Annotated in this window: 19 protein-coding genes; 9 read left to right on the forward strand and 10 right to left on the reverse strand. The window is 60.1% G+C overall.

All coding sequences use genetic code 11. The features are described 5' to 3' along the window. The first annotated feature begins 158 nt into the window (after nt 1-158). A complete protein-coding gene (locus tag AABM55_RS28160; protein ID WP_103317836.1) occupies nt 159-638 on the forward strand; it encodes a sn-glycerol-3-phosphate transporter in 480 nt (159 codons plus the stop codon). Here AABM55_RS28160 and AABM55_RS28165 read toward each other — a convergent pair. The 5 genes from AABM55_RS28165 to AABM55_RS28185 form a co-directional block, all read right to left on the reverse strand. Next, nucleotides 635-1,621 (reverse strand): CDP-6-deoxy-delta-3,4-glucoseen reductase, encoded by a 987-nt coding sequence (locus AABM55_RS28165; protein ID WP_103317839.1) that lies wholly within the window; start codon nt 1,619-1,621, stop codon nt 635-637. The two genes, AABM55_RS28160 and AABM55_RS28165, sit on opposite strands and share 4 nt — an antisense overlap. Next, entirely contained in the window at nt 1,621-3,087 is a 1,467-nt protein-coding gene (ubiD, locus tag AABM55_RS28170) for a 4-hydroxy-3-polyprenylbenzoate decarboxylase (protein ID WP_054594581.1), read from the reverse strand. Before ubiD ends, AABM55_RS28165 begins: the two co-directional genes overlap by 1 nt. Nucleotides 3,088-3,228: 141 nt before the next feature. Then, nucleotides 3,229-4,488: a transcription termination factor Rho gene (gene rho / locus AABM55_RS28175; RefSeq protein ID WP_007899384.1), complete on the reverse strand. Its 1,260-nt coding sequence runs from the start codon at nt 4,486-4,488 to the stop codon at nt 3,229-3,231. Nucleotides 4,489-4,736: 248 nt separating this feature from the next. After that, complete coding sequence (gene trxA / locus AABM55_RS28180) at nt 4,737-5,066, reverse strand: thioredoxin TrxA (protein ID WP_003206727.1); 330 nt, start codon at nt 5,064-5,066, stop codon at nt 4,737-4,739. 120 nt (nt 5,067-5,186) lie between these two features. Then, complete coding sequence (locus AABM55_RS28185) at nt 5,187-5,891, reverse strand: FadR/GntR family transcriptional regulator (RefSeq protein ID WP_347928298.1); 705 nt, start codon at nt 5,889-5,891, stop codon at nt 5,187-5,189. A gap of 254 nt (nt 5,892-6,145) precedes the next feature. On the opposite strand from AABM55_RS28185, the gene AABM55_RS28190 reads away from it, so the two are divergent. The 5 genes from AABM55_RS28190 to ppx all read left to right on the forward strand — a co-directional run bounded on the left by AABM55_RS28190 (nt 6,146) and on the right by ppx (nt 10,775). Beyond that, nucleotides 6,146-6,931 (forward strand): transporter substrate-binding domain-containing protein, encoded by a 786-nt coding sequence (locus AABM55_RS28190; protein ID WP_347928299.1) that lies wholly within the window; start codon nt 6,146-6,148, stop codon nt 6,929-6,931. A gap of 34 nt (nt 6,932-6,965) precedes the next feature. Next, on the forward strand, nt 6,966-7,634 hold the full coding sequence (locus AABM55_RS28195) for an amino acid ABC transporter permease (RefSeq protein WP_347928300.1): 669 nt from the start codon (nt 6,966-6,968) through the stop codon (nt 7,632-7,634). Next, on the forward strand, nt 7,631-8,281 hold the full coding sequence (locus tag AABM55_RS28200) for an amino acid ABC transporter permease (RefSeq protein WP_123581023.1): 651 nt from the start codon (nt 7,631-7,633) through the stop codon (nt 8,279-8,281). Before AABM55_RS28195 ends, AABM55_RS28200 begins: the two co-directional genes overlap by 4 nt. Then, nucleotides 8,268-9,014 carry an amino acid ABC transporter ATP-binding protein gene (locus AABM55_RS28205; RefSeq protein ID WP_347928301.1) on the forward strand — a complete coding sequence of 249 codons (747 nt, stop codon included), beginning with the start codon at nt 8,268-8,270 and terminating at the stop codon, nt 9,012-9,014. Before AABM55_RS28200 ends, AABM55_RS28205 begins: the two co-directional genes overlap by 14 nt. A gap of 258 nt (nt 9,015-9,272) precedes the next feature. Beyond that, nucleotides 9,273-10,775: an exopolyphosphatase gene (gene ppx, locus AABM55_RS28210; RefSeq protein WP_054594587.1), complete on the forward strand. Its 1,503-nt coding sequence runs from the start codon at nt 9,273-9,275 to the stop codon at nt 10,773-10,775. Nucleotides 10,776-10,834: 59 nt separating this feature from the next. On the opposite strand, the gene ppk1 is transcribed toward ppx, so the two are convergent. Together ppk1 and hemB are read right to left on the reverse strand one after the other, a co-directional pair. Then, a complete protein-coding gene (gene ppk1, locus AABM55_RS28215) occupies nt 10,835-13,060 on the reverse strand; it encodes a polyphosphate kinase 1 (RefSeq protein WP_347928302.1) in 2,226 nt (741 codons plus the stop codon). 18 nt (nt 13,061-13,078) lie between these two features. Further along, the gene (hemB, locus tag AABM55_RS28220) at nt 13,079-14,092 is read right to left on the reverse strand and encodes a porphobilinogen synthase (RefSeq protein WP_054594589.1); all 1,014 of its coding nucleotides are present in this window, start codon (nt 14,090-14,092) and stop codon (nt 13,079-13,081) included. A gap of 207 nt (nt 14,093-14,299) precedes the next feature. Between hemB and AABM55_RS28225 the strand changes: the two genes are divergently transcribed. Beyond that, nucleotides 14,300-14,932 carry a DedA family protein gene (locus tag AABM55_RS28225; protein ID WP_054594590.1) on the forward strand — a complete coding sequence of 211 codons (633 nt, stop codon included), beginning with the start codon at nt 14,300-14,302 and terminating at the stop codon, nt 14,930-14,932. On the opposite strand, the gene AABM55_RS28230 is transcribed toward AABM55_RS28225, so the two are convergent. Beyond that, on the reverse strand, nt 14,913-16,148 hold the full coding sequence (locus AABM55_RS28230; RefSeq protein WP_347928303.1) for a sterol desaturase family protein: 1,236 nt from the start codon (nt 16,146-16,148) through the stop codon (nt 14,913-14,915). The two genes, AABM55_RS28225 and AABM55_RS28230, sit on opposite strands and share 20 nt — an antisense overlap. 115 nt (nt 16,149-16,263) lie before the next feature. On the opposite strand from AABM55_RS28230, the gene elbB reads away from it, so the two are divergent. Next, nucleotides 16,264-16,929, forward strand: coding sequence for an isoprenoid biosynthesis glyoxalase ElbB (gene elbB / locus AABM55_RS28235; RefSeq protein WP_347928304.1), 666 nt, complete (start codon nt 16,264-16,266; stop codon nt 16,927-16,929). Nucleotides 16,930-16,969: 40 nt separating this feature from the next. On the opposite strand, the gene AABM55_RS28240 is transcribed toward elbB, so the two are convergent. Together AABM55_RS28240 and AABM55_RS28245 are read right to left on the reverse strand one after the other, a co-directional pair. Beyond that, nucleotides 16,970-17,425 (reverse strand): YaiI/YqxD family protein, encoded by a 456-nt coding sequence (locus AABM55_RS28240; RefSeq protein WP_019694208.1) that lies wholly within the window; start codon nt 17,423-17,425, stop codon nt 16,970-16,972. A gap of 133 nt (nt 17,426-17,558) precedes the next feature. Beyond that, nucleotides 17,559-19,457, reverse strand: coding sequence for an FTR1 family protein (locus AABM55_RS28245; protein ID WP_347928305.1), 1,899 nt, complete (start codon nt 19,455-19,457; stop codon nt 17,559-17,561). A gap of 308 nt (nt 19,458-19,765) precedes the next feature. On the opposite strand from AABM55_RS28245, the gene AABM55_RS28250 reads away from it, so the two are divergent. After that, nucleotides 19,766-21,163, forward strand: a complete 1,398-nt coding sequence (locus AABM55_RS28250; RefSeq protein WP_347928306.1) for a hypothetical protein — start codon at nt 19,766-19,768, stop codon at nt 21,161-21,163. Nucleotides 21,164-21,175: the final 12 nt, after the last annotated feature.

Consider the following 21,175-nt stretch of genomic DNA (forward strand, 5'->3'; position numbering starts at 1 on the left):
CGAATGAAATATGCATAAGCCTTGCGGCCGTTCAGAATCAACCGTCATTTAACAGATCTTTCTGACGTATTCGTCTGATACCCTGCCGCCCCTTCTTTGAATGCAGGCGTATAGCAGCCTCCACAGGCGCAAGCCGAATTACCAATAGAGGTCGCAAGATGAAAAACCTGAAAATGTACGGTCTGCTGTTGCTGGCGCTGGCCACCCCGGCGCTGGCAGTCGAAAGCCCGACTCAAGCAGACAAGGGCTTCTGGTACCTGCAAGGTAGCCTCTATACCAAACACTATTCGCCAGACCCCGATCACAATAACAATCAGGACCTGATCGGCCTTGAACGCAATGAAGCATCCGGTTGGTTGTTTGGCGCAGTGACTTTTCGTAACTCGTTCAGTCAGCGCTCGTATTACGCCTATGCGGGGAAGCGTTACGAGAGCGCCGACTATCCGGTGTATATAAAACTGACCGGTGGATTACTCCAGGGCTACAGCGGCGAGTACAAGGACAAGATTCCGCTCAACCACTTCGGCGTAGCGCCCGTGATCATTCCATCACTGGGCGCGCATTACGGCCCGGTCGCTGCCGAGTTGGTTCTGCTCGGCTTTAACGCCGCGATGATCACCACCGGCGTGCGCTTTTAGGCAGGGTTGTTGGCTTGTGGACGAGGCGCGTAGGCGAAGACGTCAGCGCGCATCTGGTGCGCGTCCATCCCGGCGTTGACCAAGGCGTCCAGCGTGCCGTAAACCATCGCCGGCGAACCGCTGGCGTACACATGCAGGGACTTCAGGTCGGGGAAATCCTCGCAAACCGCCTCGTGCAGCATGCCGCAACGCCCTTCCCAACCGCACAGATCGCTGACGACCTTGTGCAGGAACAGGTTGGGCAGCTTCAGCCATTCATCCCAATGTTCGATCTGATAGAAGTCTTCCGGCCGCCGCACGCCCCAATACAGGTGTACCGGATGCTTGAAGCCCTTGGCCCGGCAATGCTCGATCAGGCTGTGGATCTGCCCCATGCCGGTACCCGCCGCCATCAACACCAGCGGACAGTCAGGCAACTCGGCCAGATGCGTATCGCCGAAGGGCATTTCAATGCGCACCATGCGATTGCGCTGCAACTGCTCGATCAGGCTGAGCGCACTGGCTTCGCGCGCCAGCACATGCAGTTCCAGATCTCGTCCTGAATGCGGCGCAGAGGCCAGCGAGAAGGCGGATTTCTCGCCATTCTCGCGCTCGATCAGCAGGTACTGCCCGGCGTGATAGCGCGGCGGCTTGCCGGCCGGTGCCCGCAGTCGAACCCGCCAGGTATCACCGCCGACGTCTACGCATTCAGTGACCTGACACGACAGGCTGCGCACCGGTAGTTCTCCCAGCGCAAGGACGCCATCCCACAATACGATGCAGTCTTCCAGCGGCTCTGCTATGCAAGTGTAGAACTCACCGTGATCGCGCACATCGCCGGTCTGCTTGACCCGACCTTCGACCAGCAACGCCGCGCAAACGTGGCAGTTGCCATTACGGCAGCTTTGCGGGCACTCATAGCCCAAACGCCGCGCCCCATCGAGAATCCGCTCGCCGGGCAGTATCTCAAGCACTGCTCCGGACGGCTGCAAGGTTACACGCATCAATCTATTCCTAATTGATTCCAGATGGCATCGATCCGGCGTGTTACCGCCTCATCCTTGACGATTACCCGGCCCCACTCGCGGGTGGTTTCGCCGGGCCATTTATGCGTGGCATCGAGCCCCATCTTCGACCCCAGGCCGGAAATCGGCGAGGCGAAGTCGAGGTAGTCGATCGGCGTGTTATCGATCATCACCGTATCGCGCTTGGGGTCCATGCGCGTGGTGATGGCCCAGATCACGTCGTTCCAGTCGCGGGCGTTGATATCGTCGTCAGTGACGATAACGAACTTGGTGTACATGAACTGTCGTAAAAACGACCAGACACCGAGCATTACCCGCTTGGCATGGCCGGGGTACTGCTTTTTCATGGTCACGATAGCCATGCGGTACGAGCAGCCTTCAGGCGGCAGGTAGAAGTCGGTGATCTCCGGAAACTGCTTTTGCAGGATCGGCACGAACACTTCATTCAGCGCCACACCGAGAATCGCCGGCTCATCCGGTGGACGGCCGGTGTAGGTGCTGTGGTAAATCGGCTTGATACGGTGCGTGATGCGCTCGACGGTGAACACCGGGAAGCTGTCGACTTCGTTGTAATAGCCGGTGTGGTCGCCGTACGGACCTTCATCGGCCATTTCGCCTGGATGAATCACACCTTCAAGGATGATCTCGGCGGTGGCCGGCACTTGCAGGTCGTTGCCACGGCACTTCACAAGCTCGGTACGGTTACCGCGCAAGAGGCCAGCGAAGGCGTACTCGGACAGGCTGTCCGGCACCGGCGTTACCGCGCCGAGAATGGTTGCAGGGTCGGCACCCAATGCCACGGACACCGGGAATGGCTGGCCCGGATGTTTTTCGCACCACTCGCGATAGTCCAGCGCGCCGCCACGGTGGCTCAACCAGCGCATGATGACTTTGTTGCGGCCAATCACTTGCTGGCGATAGATGCCGAGGTTCTGGCGGTCCTTGTTCGGGCCTTTGGTGACTGTCAGGCCCCAGGTGATCAGCGGGCCGACGTCGCCGGGCCAGCAGGTCTGCACCGGCAGCATTGCCAGGTCGACGTCATCGCCTTCGATGACCACTTCCTGACAGACCGCGTCCTTGACGACTTTCGGCGCCATGGCAATGATTTTGCGGAAGATCGGCAGCTTGGACCAGGCATCTTTCAGCCCCTTTGGCGGCTCGGGCTCTTTGAGGAAGGCCAGCAGTTTGCCAATCTCGCGTAGTTCGCTGACAGCTTCGGCGCCCATGCCCAAGGCCACGCGCTCAGGCGTACCGAACAGGTTGCCAAGCACGGGAATGTCATAACCGGTCGGGTTTTCGAACAGCAGCGCCGGGCCCTTGGCCCGCAAGGTGCGATCGCAAACCTCGGTCATTTCCAGCACTGGGGACACCGGAACCTGGATGCGCTTGAGCTCGCCGCGCTGTTCCAGGCCGCTGATAAAGTCGCGCAAGTCGCGATACTGCATGCGTTAGCCTCGTTTTGGCCATGGCGTTCGGGGGCATGAGTTTAGCCTCGAACCCACCCATTCAGAAGAGTGACCAGGCAAATCATCAACGGTCAGATAGCAAAAAGCCGGGTTTCCCCGGCTTTTGCTGGCCTGATCGACTTACTTGCGTTTCATCGACAGGAAGAACTCATCATTGGTCTTGGTCTGTTTCAGCTTGTCGACCAGGAACTCGATGGCAGACACTTCATCCATAGGATGCAGCAGCTTGCGCAGGATCCACATGCGCTGCAGCTCGTCGTCGGCAGTCAGCAACTCTTCGCGGCGGGTGCCGGAGCGGTTGATGTTGATCGCCGGGAAGACGCGCTTTTCAGCGATCTTGCGATCCAGAGGCAGTTCCATGTTGCCGGTGCCCTTGAATTCTTCGTAGATCACTTCGTCCATCTTCGAGCCGGTTTCAACCAGCGCGGTAGCGATGATGGTCAGCGAGCCGCCTTCTTCGATGTTCCGTGCGGCACCGAAGAAACGCTTTGGTTTCTCCAGGGCGTGGGCATCGACACCACCGGTGAGGACCTTGCCGGAGCTCGGGATCACAGTGTTGTAGGCACGTGCCAGACGGGTGATGGAGTCGAGCAGGATGACCACGTCTTTCTTGTGTTCAACCAGGCGCTTGGCCTTCTCGATCACCATTTCGGCAACCTGCACGTGGCGGGTTGGCGGCTCGTCGAACGTCGAGGCAACCACTTCGCCGCGCACGGTGCGCTGCATTTCGGTTACTTCTTCCGGACGTTCGTCGATCAGCAGCACGATCAGATGAACTTCAGGGTTGTTACGCGCGATGTTGGCAGCGATGTTCTGCAGCATGATCGTCTTGCCCGCTTTTGGCGGAGCAACGATCAGACCGCGCTGGCCTTTACCGATCGGGGCGCACAGGTCGATGACACGACCGGTGAGGTCTTCGGTGGAACCGTTACCGGCTTCCATCTTCATGCGCACGGTCGGGAACAGCGGGGTCAGGTTCTCGAAGAGAATCTTGTTTTTCGCGTTCTCGGGACGATCGTAATTGATCGTGTCGACCTTGAGCAGTGCGAAATAACGCTCGCCTTCCTTTGGAGGACGGATCTTGCCAACGATGGTGTCACCGGTGCGCAAGTTGAAGCGACGGATCTGGCTCGGCGAGACGTAGATATCGTCTGGGCCGGCAAGATAGGAGGCGTCTGCAGAGCGGAGAAAGCCGAAGCCGTCCTGGAGAATCTCCAGCACGCCATCACCGGAGATTTCCTCGCCGCTTTTCGCGTGCTTTTTCAGCAAGGAGAAAATCACATCCTGCTTGCGCGAACGGGCCATATTTTCTATGCCCATCTGTTCGGCCAATTCGAGCAGTTCGGTAATCGGCTTTTGCTTGAGTTCAGTCAGATTCATATAGGAATGACGTAATCATTTATGGAGGGGGGGAAATTAAGCTTTTGGCTTAATGAGGCCGCGCCGCAGAGAAGGCGACAGGATCGCGTACTTATTCGAAAAGGAGAGCGTCGGCGACGGCTTGCAGGGGGCGCTGGAGAAACCAGTGCGGGGCCGAATGTAACACCTGAGTTTCGGAGCGTCTAGCCCTGAATAACGAAAAAGCCCCGCTATTTGCGGGGCTTTTTGGATGACGCTTGCAACAACGCTTAAATGTTGGCGTCGAGGAAGGCAGCCAGTTGCGACTTCGACAGCGCGCCGACCTTGGTCGCTTCGACGTTGCCGTTCTTGAACAGCATCAGGGTCGGGATACCACGTACGCCGTGCTTGGCCGGGGTTTCCTGGTTTTCGTCGATGTTCAGCTTGGCAACGGTCAGCTTACCTTTGTAGGTTTCAGCGATTTCGTCCAGAACCGGAGCGATCATCTTGCATGGGCCACACCACTCAGCCCAGTAGTCGACCAGTACAGCACCTTCGGCCTTGAGTACGTCAGCTTCGAAGCTAGCGTCGCTAACGTGTTTGATAAGATCGCTGCTCATGGAAGTCTCCAGGTTGTAAGCAAAAAAACGTGGCCCATCATAGCCGCCCTTCCCTCGTTCAGGAAGCCGCAGATGATTGAGTCTCGCTATGGTGGTGCATGAGTTTGGGTATAGCTCAAGTCACGCCGTGGCGGGGGTCACGAAGGAGATTCCAGTGCGCAAGGCCGCGTTGCGCACGTGCTCCTGCATAGCCTTCTGCGCGCCCCCCGAAGCCCGGCGGGCCAGCGCCCGGAGGATCTTGCGGTGTTCCTGCCAGGTTTCCATGGCCCGTTCGGCCCGGATAAACGGTAGTTTCTGGCTCTCCAGAAAGAGCTCGGCACTCGCCGTCAGAATGCTCAACATCGCCTGATTGCCACTGGCCAGCAGGATTCGCCGATGAAATTCGAAGTCCAGCCGCGCCGCCGCGTCGAAGTCCCCGGCACGCAACTCGTCGCGCATCGCTGCAACGTTATCCTCAAGGGCATCGAGCTCATCGGCGCTCAATGTCACCGCCGCCAACCCCGCCGCAAAACCTTCCAGGGCATAGCGCAACTGAAAGATATCCACAGGCGATGCTTGAGCCGCGAACGGCCAACTGACTCCCGACACTGCCGGGGATTGCTCGACTGCCTGAACAAAAACCCCTTTGCCAGGCTGCACGCTGATCACCCCCAAGGCACTCAAGGATGACAACGCCTCACGCAGCGACGCCCGACTCACGCCCAGTTGCAGTGCCAGATCACGCTGCGAAGGCAGCACGTCCCCCGGCCCGAAACCCTGTTCGGCAATCAGTTTACGGATGGCGTGCAGCGCCACTTCGGGTACGGCGCGGGAGATCGAATTCATGGTTTTTCAGACGAGCCAGACCAGTGAGCGGCTAGTTGTAAAGCTAATCGCCGAGTCAGGCAAGTCGTGCCCCACGGGGGTTCGAGCGCTTTAGGCGATGCCCGATCAAGGTGCGAAAACATCAGCAACTGTTCAGACCAGTAAGACCGACAAACGCCAGTAAATCCGTGGCCTTACAGGCATTTCGCCGAGGGTTGGCATGGCCTGTGCTCTGTCGATTCGCAGAAATCACTTGCCGAATCCGGAGATTTGCCATGACCCAGCGTTGCAGCGCCCTGCTCACTGCCCTGTTCGCCAGCCTGATGCTCTGTCAGCTCCCCGCCCATGCCGACGGCCTGGAGGATGTGGTCAAACGCGGCACGCTCAAGGTCGCCGTGCCTCAGGACTTCCCGCCGTTTGGCTCGGTGGGCCCCGACATGAAACCCCGCGGCCTGGACATCGACACCGCCAAACTGCTGGCCGACCAGCTCAAGGTCAAACTCGAACTGACGCCGGTCAACAGCACCAACCGCATTCCGTTCCTGACCACCGGCAAGGTCGACCTGGTGATCTCCAGCCTCGGCAAAAATCCTGAGCGCGAGAAGGTCATCGACTTCTCCCGCGCCTACGCGCCCTTCTATCTCGCGGTGTTCGGCCCGCCAGACGTCGCCATCAACGACCTGGATGACCTCAAGGGTAAAACCGTCAGCGTCACCCGTGGCGCCATCGAAGACATCGAGTTGACTGCCGTGGCCCCGCAAGGCGTGACCATCAAGCGCTTCGAAGACAACAACTCGACCGTCGCCGCTTACCTCGCAGGGCAAGTCGACCTGATCGCCAGCGGCAACGTGGTGATGGCGACCATCAGCGAGCGCAACCCGAAACGCATTCCGGCGCTGAAACTGAAGCTCAAGGATTCGCCGGTCTACGTCGGTGTGAACAAGAACGAGCCGGCGCTGCTGGACAAGGTCAACCAGATCCTGACCACCGCCAGGACCGATGGCAGCCTCGAGAAAAACGCTCAAACCTGGCTCAAGCAGCCGCTGCCGGCCGATCTCTGATCGTCGCGACGGCGCTTAATCGAGGAAACTGTCCATGGCCTATCAGTTCGACTTTTTACCGGTGGTGCAGAACACCGACCTGCTGCTGCGCGGTGCGCTGTTCACCCTTGAGCTGACGGCCATCGGCGCACTGCTCGGGGTGAGCCTGGGGATTGTCGGCGCGGTGGTGCGGGCGTGGAACATCCGTCCGTTTGCCGGGATTTTCGGGGTTTACGTCGAGTTGATCCGCAACACACCGTTTCTGGTGCAACTGTTCTTCATCTTCTTCGGCTTGCCGTCGCTGGGCCTGCAAATTTCCGAATGGCAGGCGGCAGTGCTGGCGATGGTGATCAACCTCGGCGCCTATTCGACGGAAATCATTCGCGCGGGCATTCAAGCGATTCCGCGTGGCCAGCTGGAAGCTGCGGCGGCGTTGGCGATGAGCCGCTTCGAAGCGTTTCGCCATGTGGTGCTGCTGCCGGCGCTGGGCAAAGTCTGGCCGGCCCTGAGCAGCCAGATCATCATCGTCATGCTCGGTTCGGCAGTGTGCTCACAGATCGCCACGCAAGAGCTGAGTTTTGCCGCCAACTTCATTCAGTCGCGCAACTTCCGCGCCTTCGAAACCTACGCCCTGACCACGCTGGTCTACCTGTGCATGGCCTTGTTGATCCGCCAGCTACTGAACTGGATTGGGCGACGCTACATTGCGAGGAACGACCAATGAGCGATTTCACCTTCTGGGACATCGTCCGCAACCTGCTCACCGGCCTGCAATGGACCCTGGCGCTGTCGCTGGTAGCGTTTATCGGTGGCGGGCTGATCGGCTTGCTGATCATGACCCTGCGTATTTCGAAAAACGCCCTGCCACGAGGCTTCGCCCGTACCTACATTGAGCTGTTCCAGGGCACACCACTGCTGATGCAGCTGTTCCTGGTGTTTTTCGGCGTAGCGCTGCTGGGGATCGAGATTTCGCCGTGGCTGGCGGCGGCGATTGCCTTGACGCTGTTTACCAGCGCTTACCTGGCGGAGATCTGGCGCGGCTGCGTCGATTCGATCGCCAACGGTCAGTGGGAAGCGTCGGCAAGCCTGGCGCTCAATCCCTTTGAACAGCTGCGCCACGTGATCCTGCCGCAAGCCCTGCGCATTGCCGTGGCACCGACCGTGGGCTTCTCGGTGCAGGTGGTCAAGGGCACGGCGGTGACCTCGATCATCGGCTTCACCGAACTCACCAAAACCGGCGGCATGCTCGCCAATGCAACCTTCGAACCCTTCATGGTCTACGGCCTCGTGGCGCTCGGTTACTTCCTGCTCTGCTACCCGTTGTCCCTCAGTGCCCGCTACCTGGAAAGGAGACTGCATGCCTCTGCTTAGAATTTCCGCCCTGCATAAATATTACGGCGATCACCATGTGCTCAAAGGCATCGACCTGAGCGTCGATGAAGGCCAGGTGGTGGCAATCATCGGGCGTAGCGGCTCGGGGAAATCGACCCTGCTGCGCACCTTGAACGGCCTGGAGTCGATCAACGACGGGGTGATCGAAGTCGACGGCGAATACCTCGACGCCGCCCGCGCCGACCTGCGCAGCCTGCGCAGCCTGCGACAGAAGGTCGGCATGGTGTTTCAGCAATTCAACCTGTTCCCGCACCTGACGGTGGGCGAAAACGTCATGCTCGCGCCGCAAGTGGTGCAGAAAGTCTCCAAGACCAAAGCCGCCGGGCTGGCGCGACAGATGCTGGAGCGGGTCGGGCTCGCGGAGAAATTCGATGCGTTCCCGGATCGACTGTCCGGCGGCCAGCAACAGCGTGTTGCGATTGCCCGGGCCCTGGCAATGTCGCCGAAAGTGCTGCTGTGCGACGAAATCACCTCGGCACTTGATCCCGAGCTGGTCAACGAGGTGCTGAGCGTGGTCCGGCAACTGGCCAGGGACGGAATGACGCTGATCATGGTCACCCACGAAATGCGCTTCGCCCGCGAGGTCGGCGACAAACTGGTGTTCATGCACCAAGGCAAGGTGCACGAGGTGGGCGATCCGAAAGTGTTGTTTGCCAATCCGAAGACGGCAGAGCTGGCGAATTTCATTGGCACCGTTGAGACGACTGCCTGAAGCCTTGTGGCGAGGGAGCTTGCTCCCGCTCGACTGCGCAGCAGTCGTAAGGCCTGCAGATGCGGTCTGCCTGGTAGAAATCGGGCCCACCATTGAGGACCGCTTCGCGCTCCAGCGGGAGCAAGCTCCCTCGCCACAGAGGATAGACGCTCGAGCCACCGAGTTTCGTGCGTCATATCAATGCTTTAATTCGTGCGCGTTGGCGGCAGCGGTTGATCGTGGCAGGATGTCGAGGTTATCGACCGAGACCCCCTCACCATGCCTCAATCCCAAGCCAAGAATCTGTCCCTGATCGCCGCTATAGACCTGGGCTCGAACAGCTTTCATATGGTCGTGGCCAAGGCCCTGCACAATGAAATCCGTATTCTCGAGCGGCTTGGCGAGAAGGTTCAGTTGGCCGCGGGGATCGACGAAGAGCGCCAACTAACCGAAGAATCCATGCAGCGCGGGCTCGATTGCCTGAAGCGCTTTGCCCAACTGATCAACGGCATGCCACCGGGCGCCGTGCGGATCGTCGGCACCAACGCCCTGCGTGAGGCGCGCAACCGTGGCGAATTCATCCGCCGCGCCGAAGAAATCCTCGGTCACCCGGTAGAAGTCATCTCCGGTCGTGAAGAAGCCCGCCTGATCTACCTTGGCGTCTCCCACACCCTCGCCGACACACCGGGCAAGCGTCTGGTGGCCGACATCGGCGGTGGCAGTACCGAATTCATCATCGGCCAGCGCTTCGAGCCGCTGCTGCGCGAAAGCCTGCAAATGGGCTGCGTCAGCTACACCCAGCGCTATTTCCGCGACGGCAAGATCACCCCGGCCCGTTACGCCCAGGCCTACACGGCGGCGCGGCTGGAGATCATGAGCATCGAGCACGCCCTGCACCGCCTGACCTGGGATGAAGCGATCGGCTCCTCGGGCACCATCCGTGCCATTGGTCTGGCGCTGAAGGCGGGTGGCCACGGGACTGGCGAGGTCAATGCCGAAGGTCTGTCCTGGCTCAAGCGCAAGCTGATCAAACTCGGTGACGTTGAAAAAATCGATTTCGAAGGCATCAAACCGGATCGCCGGGCAATTTTCCCGGCTGGCCTGGCGATTCTCGAAGCGATCTTCGACGCCCTCGAACTGCAACGCATGGATCACTGTGAAGGCGCCCTGCGTGAAGGCGTGCTCTATGACCTGCTGGGCCGTCATCACCACGAAGACGTCCGCGAGCGCACCCTCAGCTCGCTCATGGAGCGTTACCACGTCGACGTGGGACAGGCCGACCGCGTCGAACGCAAAGCGCTTCACGCATTCGACCAGGTGGCCGATGACTGGGACCTGAATGACGGCGTCTGGCGCGACTTGCTGGGCTGGGCCGCCAAGGTCCACGAAGTCGGGCTGGATATCGCCCACTATCAATTCCACAAACACGGCGCCTACCTGATCGAACACTCCGATCTGGCCGGTTTTTCCCGTGAAGACCAGCTGATGCTGGCGCTGCTGGTACGCGGCCACCGCCGCAACATTCCCAAGGACAGGTTTGCCGAGTTCGGCGATGACGGCATCAAGCTGATTCGCCTCTGCGTGCTGCTGCGCTTCGCGATTCTGTTCCATCACATCCGCGGCACCCAAAAGATGCCGCAGGTCACCTTGCAGGCCAACGGCGACACCCTGGATGTGCTGTTCCCGGAGAACTGGCTGGACGAAAACCAGCTGACCCAGGCCGACTTCGCGCTGGAAGCGGAATGGCTGACCCGCGTTAACTTCGTGCTTAACGTTCGCTGAAAACAAAAGGGCGATCCTTACGGATCGCCCTTTTGCATCATGCTGCTCCCTCTCCTGCGTTAATTCACAGTCAGAATCGGGCTACCCAAACGCTCCAGCAAGGTTGCCTGGGCGCTGCGCGGGTTCTGGTTGCCGGTCGGTGTGTTGCGGATGTAACGGCCGTCCGGCTGCAGGCTCCAGCTGTGGGTGTTATCGGTGAGGTAAAGCTCCAGTTCTTTCTTGACCCGGGTAATCAGCTTCTTGCCTTCCACCGGGAAGCAGGTCTCGACGCGTTTATCGAGGTTGCGCTCCATCCAGTCGGCACTCGACAGGAACATCTGCTCTTCACCGCCGTTGAGGAAGTAGAAGACCCGCGTGTGTTCCAGGAAGCGACCGATGATCGAGCGCACGTGGATGTTGTGCGAAACCCCGGCGATACCCGGCCGCAGGCAGCACATGCCGCGTATCACCAGATCGATCCGCACCCCGGACTGACTGGCTTTGTACAACGCGCGGATGACCTTCGGATCGGTCAGCGAGTTGAACTTGGCGATGATGTGCGCTGGTTTGCCATCAAGCGCGAACTGGGTCTCCCGGGCAATCATGTCGAGCATGCCCTTCTTCAGCGTGAACGGCGCATGCAGCAGTTTTTTCATGCGCAGGGTTTTACCCATGCCGATCAACTGGCTGAACAGTTTGCCGACGTCTTCGCACAAGGCGTCGTCGGACGTCAGCAGGCTGTAGTCGGTGTACAGGCGGGCGTTGGCGGCGTGGTAGTTACCGGTACCCAAGTGGGCGTAGCGGACAATCTCGCCAGCCTCGCGGCGCAGGATCAGCATCATCTTGGCGTGGGTCTTGAAGCCCACCACGCCGTAGATCACCACCGCGCCGGCCGCTTGCAGGCGGCTGGCCAGTTGCAGGTTGGACTCTTCGTCGAACCGCGCACGCAATTCGATCACCGCGGTGACCTCCTTGCCGTTACGCGCTGCGTCAACCAGGGCGTCGACGATTTCCGAGTTGGCGCCGCTGCGGTAAAGGGTCTGACGGACCGCCAACACGTGCGGGTCCTTGGCCGCCTGGCGCAGCAAATCGACCACCGGAGTGAAGGACTCGAACGGGTGCAGCAGCAGAATGTCCTGCTTGCTGATCACGCTGAAAATGTTCTCGCTGTTCTGCAGCAGTTTCGGGATCTGTGGGGTGAACGGCGTGTATTGCAGCTCCGGGTGACTGTCCAGGCCGGTGATGCTGAACAGCCGCGTCAGGTTGACCGGACCGTTGACCTGATACAGCTCGGTCTCGCTCAGGTTGAACTGCTTGAGCAGGTAGTCGGACAGGTGTTTCGGGCAGGTGTCCGCGACTTCCAGACGCACCGCGTCACCGTAACGACGGGAGAACAGCTCACCGCGCAGCGCGCGGGCCAGGTCTTCGACGTCTTCGGTGTCGACCGCCAGGTCTGCGTTTCGGGTCAGGCGGAACTGGTAGCAGCCCTTGACCTTCATGCCCTGGAACAGGTCGTCGGCGTGAGCGTGGATCATCGACGACAGGAACACATAGTTGTCGCCGGTGCCACCGACTTCTTCCGGCACCTTGATCACACGCGGCAGCAAACGCGGGGCCGGGATGATCGCCAGACCGGAATCGCGACCGAACGCATCGATACCTTCGAGTTCGACGATGAAGTTCAGGCTCTTGTTCACCAGCAACGGGAACGGGTGCGTCGGGTCGAGACCGATCGGGGTGATGATCGGCGCGATCTCGTCGCGGAAATAGCGGCGCACCCAAGTCTTGAGTTTGGTGGTCCAGTAGCGGCGACGGATGAAGCGGACCTGATGTTTTTCCAGTTCCGGCAGCAGGATGTCGTTGAGGATCGCGTATTGGCGATCGACGTGGCCGTGCACCAGATCGCTGATGCGCGCCAGCGCCTGATGCGGTTGCAAGCCGTCGGCACCGGCTTGTTCACGGGCGAAAGTGATCTGTTTCTTGAGCCCGGCAACACGAATCTCGAAGAACTCGTCCAGGTTGCTGGAGAAGATCAGCAAAAACTTCAGCCGTTCCAGCAAGGGATAGGACTCATCCAGCGCCTGCTCCAGCACGCGGATGTTGAACTGCAGTTGCGACAGTTCGCGATGGATGTACAGGCTGCTGTCATCCAGCCCCGGAATCGCGACTGCCGGCGCCACCGGTGCCGCTTCGGCTACCACCACCGCGGGCGGGGCAGGCTCCAGCGCAGGCTCGATTTCGACGACAGGCTCAACCAGGGGTTGAGCTTCTTTTACGGCAACTTCAGTAAGTCCTTCGGTATTCATCGGATGTTCCTGGGAGGGCTATTGTTGCTCTCGTAACAATTGAGCGGCACGTACGGCAAAGTAAGTCAGGATGCCATCAGCTCCAGCGCGTTTAAAAGCGGTCAGGGACTCTAGAATAACCCCTTCGCTCAGCCAGCCATTCTGGATTGCTGCCATGTGCATCGCGTACTCACCGCTGACCTGATAGACAAAGGTCGGCACTTTAAATTCTTCTTTGACCCGGTAAAGGATGTCCAGGTACGGCATGCCTGGTTTGACCATGACCATATCCGCGCCTTCTGACAAGTCCGCCGCCACTTCGTGCAGGGCTTCGTTGCCGTTGGCCGGGTCCATTTGATAGGACGCCTTGTTGGCCTTGCCCAGGTTCAGCGCCGAACCCACCGCATCGCGGAACGGACCGTAATAGGCGCTGGCGTACTTGGCCGAGTAAGCCATGATCCGCACGTTGACGTGACCGGCCAGCTCCAGCGCTTCACGAATCGCCTGGATGCGGCCGTCCATCATGTCCGACGGAGCCACCACCTGCGCACCGGCAGCGGCGTGGGACAAGGCCTGTTTGACCAGCGCATCGACGGTGACGTCGTTCTGCACATACCCTTCTTCATCCAGAATACCGTCCTGACCGTGGGTGGTGAACGGGTCCAGCGCTACGTCGGTAATCACCCCCAGCTCCGGGAAGCGTGCACGCAGGGCACGGGTGGCACGCTGGGCGATACCCTCCGGGTTCCACGCCTCGGCAGCGTCGAGGGATTTGAGTTCGGCCGGGGTCACCGGGAACAGCGCCACGGCTGGAATGCCCAGCTCGACCCACCGGGCCGCTTCTTCAAGCAACAGGTCGATCGTCAGCCGTTCGACACCTGGCATCGAGGTAACCGCTTCGCGACGGTTTTCGCCGTCGAGCACGAAGACCGGAAGAATCAGGTCATTGGTGGTCAGAACGTTTTCACGGACCAGACGACGAGAAAATTCATCACGACGGTTGCGACGCAGGCGGGTTGCAGGAAACAAACGATTGGCGGGGGTAAAGCTCACGGCAGACTCCTGAGCCCGCGCTGACGGGCGAGCGTGACAGTTATAAGCGGTCATTATGACCAACACATTACAGTTATGTGCACCCCTGCGACCTGTAGTCGCAATCATTGTCCTTGTAGGAAATGTTCACGTCGAGACACATTTCGACACTTTCCTGAATGTGCCTGAAGGGTTAGGCTGCGCGTTCATTTCGCCAGCACCCAGACAATGCTCCAACAATTTCTGCATGACTTCGGCTACTTTGCCCTTTTCCTCGGGACGTTCTTCGAAGGCGAAACCATTCTGGTACTCGCAGGCTTCCTCGCGTTCCGCGGATACATGGACATCAACCTGGTGGTAATCGTGGCGTTCTTCGGCAGTTACGCCGGCGATCAGCTGTGGTACTTCCTGGGGCGCAAGCACGGCCGCAAACTGCTGGCGCGCAAACCACGCTGGCAACTGATGGGTGATCGGGCGCTGGAGCATATCCGCAAGCACCCGGACATCTGGGTGCTGAGCTTTCGCTTCGTCTACGGCCTGCGCACGGTAATGCCCGTGGCCATCGGCCTGTCGGGTTACCCGCCGGGACGCTACCTGATACTCAATGGTATTGGTGCAGCGATCTGGGCCAGCGCCCTGGCGGCTGCCGCTTACCACTTTGGCGCGGTGCTCGAAGGCATGCTCGGCAGCGTCAAGAAGTACGAACTGTGGGTACTCGGCGCCCTGCTGGTGCTGGGCTTCTGCCTCTGGCTGCGCCGGCGTTTCAAGAATGCTCGCCTCGCCAAGCAGATCTACGAAGACGATCAGCTCCTGCAAGCTGAAAAGGCCAAGAGCAGCGAACCTACGACGCCAGTCGAGTGATGCGGTTTTTGCAGCAGTAGAGACCGATGCCGCTGAGCAGGCTGTAACTGAGCAGGCCGATCCAGCCCACCGCGCTGGCCGGCCATAGCCCGACCAGCGGCGCCAGCCACACCAGCGGCAGATTCAGCGCCAGCCGCAGCAACTCCAGTTTCAACGCCTGCGGGCGATTCTCCAGGGCCACGCCCAGCACAAACAACCCCAGCGCCACCGCCCCCCAGCCCAACACCAGGGCCGCAGCTGGCAAGCTTCGCTGCAGATTCATCAGGTAGCTGCCCAGCGCGATGTACAAGCAAAACTGCAGCGCGATATACACCTGCTGTCGCCCGTCCAGCGGCACCTCGAATTTGCGGAACTGACTCAGGTCCGGCTTGTTCATCGGGTACTTCGCCGCCACGTCCGCCGGCCGCCAACCGGTGCGCATGAACCAGATTCGCAGCTTGTCCCACCAGCGTTCGGCGCGTCGTGCATCGGCCCATAACTGCGTATAGAACTGCACGTTCGCCCACAACGGGTTCCAGCTCGCCAACGGTGTGGTCACGCCAAAAATCACCGGTTCGTTGTCGTCCTCTTCCTGGAACGAGCCAAACAGCCGATCCCAGATAATGAACACCCCACCGTAGTTGCGATCCATGTAGAGCGCGTTCTGCGCATGGTGAGCCCGATGGTTGGAGGGCGTGACGAAGAACCATTCGAACCAGCCGAGCTTGGGGATGTGCTTGGTGTGAACCCAGAATTGGTACAGTAGATTCAGCGCCGCGACGCTGACGAACACCATTAGCGACACGCCGAGCACCGCCATCGGCAGGTAGAAAATCCAGCTCAGCAGGAACCCGGTGCTGGTCTGGCGCAACGCCGTGGAGAGGTTGTAGTCCTCGCTTTGGTGATGCACCGAATGCGCCGCCCAAAGGATGTTGCGCTCATGCCCCATGCGGTGCAGCCAGTAGTAGCAGAAGTCATAGAGGACAAAGGCGAACAACCAGACCCAAATGCTCTCGGCCGACAGCTCGAACAACGCCAGATGCTTCAGCGCAAACGAGTACGTCACCAGCCCCACACCTTTGGTCAGCAGGCCGGTGGTGGTCGACAACACGCCGGTGCTGAGGCTGTTGATCGCATCGGCCAGGCGATAATTACGCACCCCGCGCCAACGATCCGCCAGCAGCTCGACGGCAATCAACACGAAGAAAAACGGCACCGCATACAGAATGAAGTCCATGACGCGACCTGATCGCAATGGTGATGACTGATCCTAGGTGTAGCCGTGAAATAACCCTATGGCAACGAGTGACAAATTAGTGGACATTTAACGCCATGAAACTGGAGAAGAACCCATGAGCAAAAAAGTTGCAGTGATACTTTCCGGCTGTGGCGTGTATGACGGCGCCGAGATCCATGAAAGCGTGATGACCCTGCTGCGCCTCGACCAACGCGGCGCGCAGGTGCAGTGTTTCGCCCCTGATATCGCGCAATTGCATGTGATCAACCACCTGACGGGCAAAGAAATGCCCGAGTCGCGCAACGTGCTGGTGGAGTCGGCGCGCATCGCTCGCGGGCAAGTGAAAGACCTGCGCGAGGCCAACGCCGAAGACTTCGATGCGTTGATCGTGCCCGGTGGTTTTGGTGCGGCGAAGAACCTGTCCAACTTCGCCATCGAAGGCGCCGGTTGCAGCATTCAGCCCGATGTCCTGGCGCTGGCCGAAGCCTTTGCCGAAGCCGGCAAACCGGTTGGCCTGATCTGCATCTCGCCGGCGTTGGCGGCGAAAATCTACGGCCCGGGCGTGACCTGCACCATCGGCAACGACGCCGACACCGCTGCAGCCATGACCCGAATGGGCGCGACCCATGTCGATTGCGCCGTCGGCGAGATCATCGAAGACAAGGCACGCAAACTGGTCAGCACTCCGGCCTACATGCTGGCGCAATCAATCAGCGAAGCGGCTTCAGGGATCAACAAGCTGGTTGATCGGGTACTGGAACTGACTCACGAGAATGCGTAAACCTTCTCTGACAGTCGAGAGCTTTGTGGCGAGGGGCTTGTCAGGGTTTTCGGGATAGCCGGGTGATGATCCGGTCCAGCGCATTGGCGAACGCCTGCTTCTCCCGGTCGCCAAACGGCGCTGGCCCACCCCCCATTTGACCCTGCTCGCGCAGGTCGGTGAACAGATTACGCACCGCCAGCCGATCGCCCATGTTCTGCGCATCGAACTCCTTGCCCCGCGGATCCAGCGCGGCAACGCCTTTTTTCACCAAGCGGTCGGCCAGCGGCACATCGCTGCAAATCACCAACTCACCCGGGACTGCGTGCTCCACCAGGTAATCGTCGGCTGCATCCGGGCCGCTCGGCACCACGATCAACTTCACCAGGGCCAGGCCCGGCTTGATCTGCGGCTGCCCGGCCACCATCACCACCTCAAACTGGCGCTTGAGCGCGAACTTCACCACCAGGTCCTTGGCTGCCCGAGGGCAGGCGTCGGCATCGATCCAGACACGCATTGTGTTTACCTCTTTCAAAAGCATCGCGGGCAAGCCTTGCTCCTACAGGGTTTCCTGTCGTGCCACAAACACGTGAACGACACGAATCCGTAGGAGCAAGGCTTGCCCGCGATAATGAGCGCAGCGAATACGGTTAAGAGACTTGCACCCGCCGCTTCTCCGTCATGCGACTACGGCTATACAGCACGACAATCGCCAGAATCGCCACCGCCTGCGCACCCAGCGAATAGGCGTCAGCGTGAATCCCCAGCCAGTCGAAGTCAAAGAATGGCACCGGACGAGTGCCGAAGATCCCGGCCTCCTGCAAGGCCTTGACGCCATGCCCGGCGAACACCACCGACAACGCGCAGAGCAAACCGGCGTTGATCCCGAAGAACAGCGCCAGCGGCAGTTTCGCCGAACCGCGCAGGATCACCCAGGCCAGACCGATCAACAGCACCAGCGCCGTGGCGCCACCTGCCAATACCGCGTTATGCCCGGCCGGGCCGGCTTGCAGCCACAGGGTTTCGTAAAACAGCACCACTTCGAACAGCTCGCGGTAGACCGAGAAAAACGCCAGCGCGGCAAACCCGAAACGCCCACCGCCGCTGACCAGGCTGCTCTTGATGTAATCCTGCCAGGCCGCCGCGTGGCGACGGTCGTGCATCCACACCCCGAGCCAGAGCACCATGACACTGGCAAACAATGCGGTGCAGCCTTCCAGCAACTCGCGCTGGGCACCGCTGACATCGATCACGTACGCCGCCAGCGCCCAGGTCGCCAGACCGGCCACCAGTGCCAATCCCCAACCGATGTTGACGCTGCGAATCACCGACTGCTGACCGGTGTTGCGCAAGAACGCCAGCACCGCAGCCAGGACCAGAATCGCTTCCAGCCCTTCGCGCAACAGAATCAGCAAGCCGGAGACATAGCTCAGCGACCAGCTCAAACCATCGCTGCCCAGCAGGTCCGCGGACTCCTTCAGCTTGGTTTTGGCAAACGCCAGCCGTTGCTCGACTTGCTCGATCGGCAGCCCGTCCTGCAACGACTGACGGTAAGCCATCAGGGATTTTTCAGTGTCTTTGCGCACTACGGTGTTGACGTTGTCCAGCGAGCTTTCGACCAGTTCGAAGCCCTCCAGGTACGCCGCTACCGAGAGGTCATAAGCCTGCTCGCGCTCGCCGGCACGGTAAGCGGCCAGGCTCTTGTCGAGGGTCGCGGCGGTGTAATCGAGCAACTGCGCCGGGCCACGCTTGACCTGCGGCGGTTGGGCGCGCTGGGCGCGGAACGTGGCGGCTGCCTGAGGGCCTTCGACCGCCAGCACTTCCATCGGGGTCTGCCGGGCAAGGTCGGCAAGGTTGAAGTTCTTTTCACTTTTGGCCGCAGCCGGATCGGCGCTGAACGCGGCGATGTAGGTCGCCAGATCCCAGCGCTGACGCTCGTCGAGTTGATCGGCGAAGGCTGGCATGTCCGTGCCTTCGATGCCCTGCCCCAACGTGCTGTAGATCGCGTACAGGCTCAGGCGGTCGAGCCGCGTGGCATCACGCAGATTGGCCGGTGGCGGCGTCAGGCCAACACCTGCAGGACCATCACCGGCACCGGCGTCGCCATGGCACACCGAGCAGTGCTGCGCGTACAACGGCGCACCGCGCGTGGGATCCGGGGTAATGATCGGTGCCTGACTGACTTCATACGCCACCGCCAGTTTCGCGCCCAATTGCCGCGCTTGTCGGGCCACCTCCGCACCGTCCTGACGCTGGGTCACCGCGTTGCGCAGATTGCTCACGCCCTGCTCAATTTCCGCTCGCTCGGGTTTGGCCGGCAGCGCAACGATCAGCCCCTGCAAAACGCCAAGAAACTCCAGCTGTTCGCGGTACTCGCCGTCATCGATGACCTGGCCCGCCTCCACGGTCGCCGGATAATCGGCACCGATGTAATCGAGTAAATGCAGTGCCTGTGGCGCACCTTCCAGCGTGTCGGCCAGCAGGTTGAAACTGCACAGGGCAAACAAAGGGAACACCAGCCAGGCCAGGAAACGGGACGGGGCAGTCATGAATGAATCTCAATTGATAATACGAAGTAACACATTGTTCACTCTCAATGCTTTCCGCTCAAGCTTTGTCGTCCACAGTTTGAGGATTCGGACACCTCCCGGATGGTGGCACCAATAGAAAAAATGAAATTAAAAAGCCATCACATAGCCATTATCCGCGCTTATAATGCCGCGCCCTCGTTATTGCGATCGGGCATTTAAGCTCCTCTTTTTATGAGGATTTGGCATGGAAAGCCATTTTCCCTGTCGATTGGTTCACCCAGCCCGACCAGCACGCTCGGCTGTTTAAACTCAGGGAAGAAGTACTCATGGCATCCCGCGCCCTCACCTCGATCGCGCTCAGCGCAGTCACTTTGCTTGCCGGTTGTTCGGCCTTTCGCAGCTACGACACAGAACTGCAGCAAACCAACCAGCAGTTGGCCAGCGGTCACGTCGACGCCGCACTGACACTGCTGGAAAAGAACAACACAGGTGAAAACAAGGACCTGCTCTATTACTTCGAGAAAGGTGAACTGCTGCGCGCCAAGGGTGACCTGACCGGCAGCCAGACCGCCTGGAGAAGCGCGGACCAGGTCGTCGGTACCTGGGAAGAGTCGGTCAAGCTGGACACCGACAAATACCTGACCCAGTTCGGCAGCTTTCTGGTCAATGACAAGGTCCGCCGCTACGAAGGCTATGACTACGAAAAAGTCATGCTGACCACGCAAATGGCCTTGAACCTGCTGGCGGTGAACGATTTCGACGGCGCCCGTACCGAAATCAAGAAAACCCACGAACGTGAAGCGGTGATCGCCGAACTGCGCGACAAGGAATACCTCAAGCGCGAGGACGAGGCCGAGAAGCAAGGCGTCAAGACTCAGTACAAGGACCTGCAGGGTTACCCGGTGGCGAGTCTCGACGCGCCTGAAGTGGTCGGCCTGAAGAACAGCTATCAGAGTGCATTCAGTCATTACCTGGCCGGTTTCGTCTACGAAGCCCTGGGTGAAAAAGACCTGGCCGCGCCGGGCTATCGCAAAGCCGCCGAACTGCGCCCCAACACGCCGTTGCTCGAACAAGCGCTGCTGAACCTGGACAAGCCGGCTGGAAAAAGCGAAGAAAGCGACATCCTGATCGTCGTGCAAAGCGGCCTCGCGCCAGCCCGCGACTCGATTCGCATCCCGCTGCCACTGCCGATCAGCAACAACGTGGTGATCACGCCGTTGTCATTCCCGGTGATCAAGCCTGACACCTCGACCGTGACTTACGCGCAGATCGGCGTCGACGGCCAGCAACAGAACCTGACCCAGCTCAACAGCACTACGGCCATGTCCCGCCGCGCACTGCGTGACGATATGCCCGGGATCATCCTGCGCACCACCGTCCGCGCGATAACTCGCGCTGTGGCGCAAAAGAAGATCAACGAGACCAATCCACTGGCCGGTCTGGCCGTGGGTATTTCGTCGGCGGTGATGGAAGGCGCGGATACCCGCACCTGGCGCACCCTGCCCGACAACACCCAGGTGGTGCGCCTACGCCTGGCCAAAGGCGAGCATCAACTGAGCCTGCCAAACGCTCTGGGCGGTTCGCGAATCACGGTCAAGGTCGATCAGCGCTTCCAGGTGATCAGCCTGCGTACGGTGGGCAATCAGGTGTTCGCCAGTGGCGCCGCCGCCCACGTGATCCCTAGCGCCACCCCGCAAGTCGTGGCCAGCGTCAAACAACCTTAAGCGGAGCTTCTC

This window comes from Pseudomonas helvetica (assembly GCF_039908645.1).
Classification (GTDB): domain Bacteria; phylum Pseudomonadota; class Gammaproteobacteria; order Pseudomonadales; family Pseudomonadaceae; genus Aquipseudomonas; species Aquipseudomonas helvetica.